This window comes from Lactococcus fujiensis JCM 16395, from assembly GCF_002441655.1.
In the GTDB taxonomy this organism is placed as follows: Bacteria; Bacillota; Bacilli; order Lactobacillales; family Streptococcaceae; genus Lactococcus; species Lactococcus fujiensis.
The window spans coordinates 1-6,583 of the sequence record NZ_JXJU01000026.1 but is presented as its reverse complement, the minus strand read 5'-3'; the positions used below and the strand labels follow the sequence as shown (position 1 = coordinate 6,583).

4 protein-coding genes are annotated in these 6,583 nt (G+C 32.5%); 3 read left to right on the top strand and 1 reads right to left on the bottom strand.

The window, feature by feature from the left end:
- The first annotated feature begins 1,443 nt into the window (after positions 1 to 1,443).
- Positions 1,444 to 2,007, top strand: coding sequence for a hypothetical protein (locus RT41_RS09750; protein ID WP_096819203.1), 564 nt, complete (start codon positions 1,444 to 1,446; stop codon positions 2,005 to 2,007).
- A gap of 247 nt (positions 2,008 to 2,254) precedes the next feature.
- On the opposite strand, the gene RT41_RS09745 is transcribed toward RT41_RS09750, so the two are convergent.
- Positions 2,255 to 2,992 carry a MurR/RpiR family transcriptional regulator gene (locus tag RT41_RS09745; RefSeq protein WP_054639905.1) on the bottom strand — a complete coding sequence of 246 codons (738 nt, stop codon included), beginning with the start codon at positions 2,990 to 2,992 and terminating at the stop codon, positions 2,255 to 2,257.
- 108 nt (positions 2,993 to 3,100) lie between these two features.
- On the opposite strand from RT41_RS09745, the gene ascF reads away from it, so the two are divergent.
- Together ascF and ascB are read left to right on the top strand one after the other, a co-directional pair.
- On the top strand, positions 3,101 to 4,987 hold the full coding sequence (gene ascF / locus RT41_RS09740) for a PTS cellobiose/arbutin/salicin transporter subunit IIBC (RefSeq protein ID WP_096819201.1): 1,887 nt from the start codon (positions 3,101 to 3,103) through the stop codon (positions 4,985 to 4,987).
- The gene (ascB, locus tag RT41_RS09735; protein WP_096819199.1) at positions 4,968 to 6,392 is read left to right on the top strand and encodes a 6-phospho-beta-glucosidase; all 1,425 of its coding nucleotides are present in this window, start codon (positions 4,968 to 4,970) and stop codon (positions 6,390 to 6,392) included. Before ascF ends, ascB begins: the two co-directional genes overlap by 20 nt.
- The last annotated feature ends 191 nt before the right edge of the window (positions 6,393 to 6,583 follow it).

Genomic DNA, 6,583 nt, shown 5'->3' with positions numbered 1-6,583 from the left:
TCGAATAGGGCAAGTTGAAAAAGTAAGAAAATGGAAAAAATTTTGTTCAAATAATTGGTATATATAACATATATTATTTTAGAGTGATTTTATGTATTCCGAAGGTGTAAATTAGGAAATGTTGTGGGAAAATTTTAACATCTGGACTATCTCTGAAAATTTACTACATCACTTTTTTGTTTCAGGTTAATCAGTAATGACAGATTGGTCTTGAAAAATATCGCCTTTTGTTTATAATTAATAAATAAACATCTTTTTAAGGGGATCAATGACACCCAAAAAGAATTTCGTGCAAATAGGTAAGGAAAGACTTTCATGTTAGCACAAACAAAAAGAATCACATAAAAAGTCAAAGCAATACCATATAACAATTTTGCTCATGGGAGATTTGATTCCGATCAGATTAATGGTGGAAGGGTGTATGGACGAATAAAAATTTAATTATTAAAATTCTTATTTTTTTACTGTTGTCATCAATCCCTATATTAAATATCCTATTTGAATGGTTCTCTAGACGTAGATATACAAAGATCAAGAATATTCCGTCATACTTCACTGATCTTGGCGATGTTGAAAAAGTAGTAACTGAAGTTTTAAGCACTTGGAATGATGATAAATAAGTAGAGCTTAATTTTTATACTGATGCACTAAAAGAATTTCAACAGAAGCATATTTCTAAAAATAAGACTGGACAAAAAAGAGAAGTATTTGAGGAGATTAATATTGAAGGGTTCAATGAAATTAGAAAAAATAGTAGAGGATTTACAGCAAAAGTATCTTTGACATTAAATTATATCTCGTATAATGATAAGGACCTTAAGAATTTTGATTTTTCACTCCCTACTAGAGCCCAGTATATTAAATCACTAGCCCCCCACCAAAAAAAATGATCTTTAATAATAAGAAAATTGTTCAGAAGTGGTGGTTTATTGTTGAAGATGGAAAAATAAAAGCTGACAAATTTAAGTGAAATAAAAGGCCCCGTTCACATAAAATGCAGGAAATAAAAAATTATGTTTAGGATGGATAAATAAAATAAAGTTGAACCACAGACATGGTATGTTTTAGTCAGTGCAAGTTTCCCTTGGAATTTCCGGACCGTACTATTGGATTGTACTAATATTTTTATAACGAATAGATTAACAGAGCGCCAAAGGAATGCTACGAAGTATAATGATGATTGGGGATATATTAAAGAATTCCCAACAAAAGAAGAAGCAAAAGCGTTCGCCAAAATTGCAAAATTAAAAAACCCTTACACTTAAAAGTATGGCACCACTTTTAATTTAAAAATAAATCATAGTGGAAGTATTAAAGTTACTCATGAATTGAATATAGACACCTAACCCACCACATAATATGCTGACTAAGTACGATAGAATAGAATTAAGAAACTATATTATGACACTGAGCGCTATGCACACAAGACAGGAAGAAGAAATAATGAAAGATTGGAATGAAATAACAGTCATGCTTAAGATGACAAAGTCTGAAGCAATTGCTCAATTATTAAAAATGGGGTATCAGCACGAAATTACCTATTTAATACAAGATTATTATTACCTACCAAGTACTGCTGATTTAAGTAAAGATACTTTGGATTTACTAAATGATATGGTATTGATTAGAAAATTCAATGAAAGTGTGAAATTAACCATTAAACGTAAAAAATATGATTCTGATGGTTCAATTATCTCTCAAACAAATACTGACTTACCTGTTGAAAATTTTATCAAAGCTGAGCAATTTCTAAAAGAACTAGGTTATACGAGAGTGATGGAAATTTATGATGAAGCATACATAGTGAATAAAGATGGCTTAGGCTTTGCAGTAGAGAATGTTAATAATGGGGATTGGTTAATGCTAGAGATAGAAGAAAATGAGTTTTATCCTCAAATAAAAGACTTGAAAGCTAAGTTAGATGAATCGGGACTTCATTATGATGATAGTGATTACTTTGTTAAGAAGGCACAATTAGTCTATAATCAGCATATGAAGAATATTTAGAAAATCATAAACTCAAATCTGAACAGTAATATGACTTTTACGTATTACTGCTATCATTGATTTTTAAACAGCTCACGCTAGAGCTTATACATTAGTAGAATGAATCTAAATATTGCGACAACAAAACAGTCATGGAATTAATCCATGACTGTTTTACTTTTAGGACTTTATCACTTAAAATAAGTCTTTTTTCAACATAACTCATAAATTTCAAATTCGTTTATGATAAATGATGTTACTATAGACCCTATTTTCTAGACTTAATTAGTCTCTCAAAAATCATGTCAATTATTGCAGTTTGAAAAGTTCGTGGTGTTACATCATAATTATGATAGCTAGATGTATTAGTTCTAGCAGAGATATTTATTTTACTTAAAATTGATAATGGTGAACTTTGAGCATTTGTTATTGACAGAACCGTAGCCCCAGTCATATTAGCTTTTCTGGCTGAATTTATGAGTCTTTTTGTTTGTCCAGAAATAGAAATATAGATTACTACACTTTGTCTTGATAACAAATTAGGTAGTAGATCTAACAAAGTATCATCTGAAACATGAACGGCTGCATAATCAATCTGATTAAGTTTATGACAAAAATACTCGGATAAAAATTTAGAAGCTTCTACCCCAGCAATATAAATATATTTAGCATCATGTATCTTATTAGCGAAGTCAACTATTTTATTTTGCATTAAATCAGATGATAGATACTTAATATAATTATTAAGTTCCGCTAAGAAAGATATTTCATTAGTTGACTGACCTAATTTTAATAGCCTTTGGCTTTCATACTTGAATTCTGAAAATCCAGTAAAACCTAGTTTTTGGCAAAGCCTGATAATCGATGTACCAGAACAGTGTAGAACTTGTGCTAAATCAGTTAGGTTGTTTTCTATAATTTCTGGTTTATTATCTAAAGAAAGAAGGATATTAGCCTCAGTGGACGTTAGGTCGTTTCTTAGATAATTTTCTATAAATATACCCATGATTCGATTATACCATATATTGGAGAATTATCCTTTTTTTGGAGAAACCGTTTTCTTAAAGAATATTATAATAAGTTAAACAATAAAAAAAATTTAAGGAGTTAAATTTTGGCAAAAGATTTTTCAGGCACAGCTAAGTCTATCGTTGATGCAATCGGAGGGATTGACAATATAAAAAACCTCACACATTGTATGACAAGATTACGCTTTATTCTAATTGATGAAAGCAAGGCAAATGACGAGCTAGTAAAAAGCATCCCTGGTGTAATAGGGCTCGTTAAGCAAAGCGGACAATATCAAGTTATCATTGGTAATAATGTTGCTTCAGTTTACAATGAAATAATGAAATTGGGGTTACCCGATAACACACCACCCACTCAGGATAAGGGTAAATTGACATTAAAAAAAGTTGGAACCAATATTCTTGATGCTATCATTGGGACAATGTCTCCACTTATTCCTGCCATTATTGGTGGATCAATGATTAAACTGTTGGCTATGATATTAGAAATGGTAGGTGTGCTTCCTATTGATAGTTCAACTTATAGTTTACTTTCAACTATAGGTGATGCACCTTTCTTCTTCCTACCTATTCTGGTGTCTGTTTCAGCTGCTCGAAAGTTTGGATCTAATATATATCTTTCAATGGCTATCGCAGGATTAATGGTCCATCCAGTTTTCATGGATTGGATGGCTAAAATTGCTGAAGGTACTACTGTCACCTTTGCAATGATTCCAATGGTATCCGTGAAATACACATATACTATTATTCCAGCAATGGTTATGGCATGGCTATTAAAATATATTGATAACGGTGTTGATAAGATAACCCCAGCTGTAACAAAAAATTTCTTAAAACCTATGCTAATCCTATTAATTGCTGCACCAATTGCTATCCTGTTGGTCGGTCCTATGGGAGTATGGGTTGGTACAGCGATCTCTGATTTTGTATTCTTTATCCATAGTAAGTTAGGATGGTTAGCTGTTGCTATTGTTGGTGCTATATGGCCCCTCTTAGTTATGACTGGGATGCATCGTGTATTTACCCCTACGATTGTTCAAACGATTGCTGATACGGGAGTTGAGGGTATGGTAATGCCTTCAGAAATTGGAGCTAACCTATCACTTGGTGGTGTTTCACTTGCCGTAGCACTTAAAACTAAAAACAGTGAATTAAGACAAACTGCTCTGGCAGCAGCATCTTCAGCCATCATAGCAGGTATTACAGAACCTGCTCTCTATGGGGTAGCTATTAGACTTAAACGTCCAATGATTGCCTCAGTTATCACAGGATTTGTAGCTGGTGCGATAGCTGGAATTGGAGGCTTAGCTAGTCACTCAATGGCTGCTCCTGGACTATTTACATCTGTTCAATTCATAGATAAAAATAACCCAATGAGTATTGTTTGGATTATTATTGTAATGGTAGTGTCTATCATCCTTTCATTTATATTAACTCTAATTTTGGGATTTGAAGATATTCCAACAGAACAATCTAATGAAAACACTAAGAATAATGGAAATTTTGAATTACTTTCTCCAGCCGAAGGCACAATTAAGGAACTAACTGATATTGAGGATGATGTATTTTCTAAAGAAGTTCTAGGAAAAGGTTTTGCAGTGGTACCAGTAAATGGTAAGGTGGTATCTCCTGTAAGTGGACAAATCACTGCAGTCTTTCCAACTCTTCATGCATTTGGAATTCTAAGTGAAGATGGTGCAGAAGTCTTAGTACATATTGGTATCGATACAGTTACACTAAACGGAGAAGGTTTTAATTCTTCTATTAAAGAAGGAGATAATATACAAAAAGGTGAATTACTCGCAAATATTGATTTAGAATTTATTTCTTCGCAGAATCTTTCTACAGAAATAATTGTTATTGTAACAAATACAAATGAATATACTAAGTTAAGCCTAATCAAACACAATGAGGTAAAATCAGGTGAAGTAGTTTTTGTGGGAGAGAAGTCTATTGAGAACAAGCAAATTTAATTCGAATTTTTTATGGGGAGGTGCATTATCCGCCAATCAGTCTGAAGGTTATTGGAAAGCAGGAGGACGTGGACCCAGCAACATTGATTTTATACCGATAGGGGAGCGTAGAAATGCAATAAAACTAGGCGAGATGTCACCATACCCTACAAACCCAACCGATTATTTTCCTAGTCGTGACGGTATTGGATTCTATAATAGTTATAAAGAAGATATACAATTACTAAAGGAAATGGGGCTGAAAATTTTCAGGACATCTATCTCATGGTCTCGGCTTTTCCCTAATGGTGATGAGGAGCAAGCAAATCAAGAAGGTTTAAACTTTTACCACAATCTTTTTAATGAATGCAAAAAAAATGGAATAGAACTCCTTGTCACGTTAGCTCATTTTGATGTTCCAATGGGATTAGTAGATAAATACGGTTCGTGGAGAAATAGTAAAATGATTACCTTCTTTGAACGATACTCAAGAACTTGCTTTGAAGAGTTTGGAGAGTACGTTAAATACTGGATAACATTTAACGAAATAAATATTATTCTTCATAGTCCATTTTCAGGTGCAGGCTTAACATTCCAAGAAGGCGAAAACAAAAATCAAACGATATATCAAGCAGCTCACCACATGCTATTGGCAAGTGCTTTAGCTGTTAAATATGCCCATTCCCTCGATCATAATTTAAAAATAGGATGCATGATTGCAGGAGGAGCATTTTACCCTTACTCATGTGATCCGAAAGATGTTTTTCAAGCATTAAAAGATGATCAAGAAAATACATTCTTTACTGATATTCAAGTAAGAGGGTATTACCCCTCTTATTCTAAAAGGATATTTGAAGAAAAAGGGGTAAATATAAATATATCTGAAGAAGATAAGGAAATACTTAAAAATACAGTTGATTTCGTATCTTTCAGCTATTACGCATCCCGTTGTTCGACATCATCTTACGAGAATAAAGAAATGAATTCAGGTAATGTTGTAAAATCAATTAAAAATCCATTTTTGGAGACAAGTGATTGGGGATGGGTGATAGATCCCTTAGGTTTAAGAATTACTATGAATCAAATTTATGACAGATATCAAAAACCTCTATTCATTGTTGAAAACGGCTTAGGTGCCTTTGATGAGCTTGTCGACAATGAAGTGGATGATGACTATCGAATAGACTATATGCAGCGACATATAGAAGCTATGGAAGATGGCGTTCGAGATGGTGTGGAACTAATGGGATATATTTCATGGGGAATAATAGACTTAATTTCTGCATCTACTGGGGAAATGTCTAAGAGATATGGAATGGTATATGTTGATTTAGAAGATGATGGTAAAGGTTCAGGATCCAGAATTAAAAAGAAATCTTATTATTGGTACAAAAATTTAATTATGAATAACTCTTCATTACAATAAAATTAAAAACATAGTATATAATGTGTGGGATTATTTCAAGAAGTTTCACAAAAGATTCAACATCACATTTTAAGGTTCAGACTAAAGTCTGAACTTTTTTTGTATTGAAAATAAATTTTAACCAAAAAGGAAAACACAACTATGACAAAACACATTGCAGAAATTACTGACGAACAATTTGAAAAAGGAAT

Coding starts and splice junctions, on each gene's coding strand:
- RT41_RS09750 (WP_096819203.1), top strand. CDS start 1,444: ATGAAAGATTGGAATGAAATAACAGTCATGCTTAAGATGACAAAGTCT.
- RT41_RS09745 (WP_054639905.1), bottom strand. CDS start 2,992: ATGGGTATATTTATAGAAAATTATCTAAGAAACGACCTAACGTCCACT.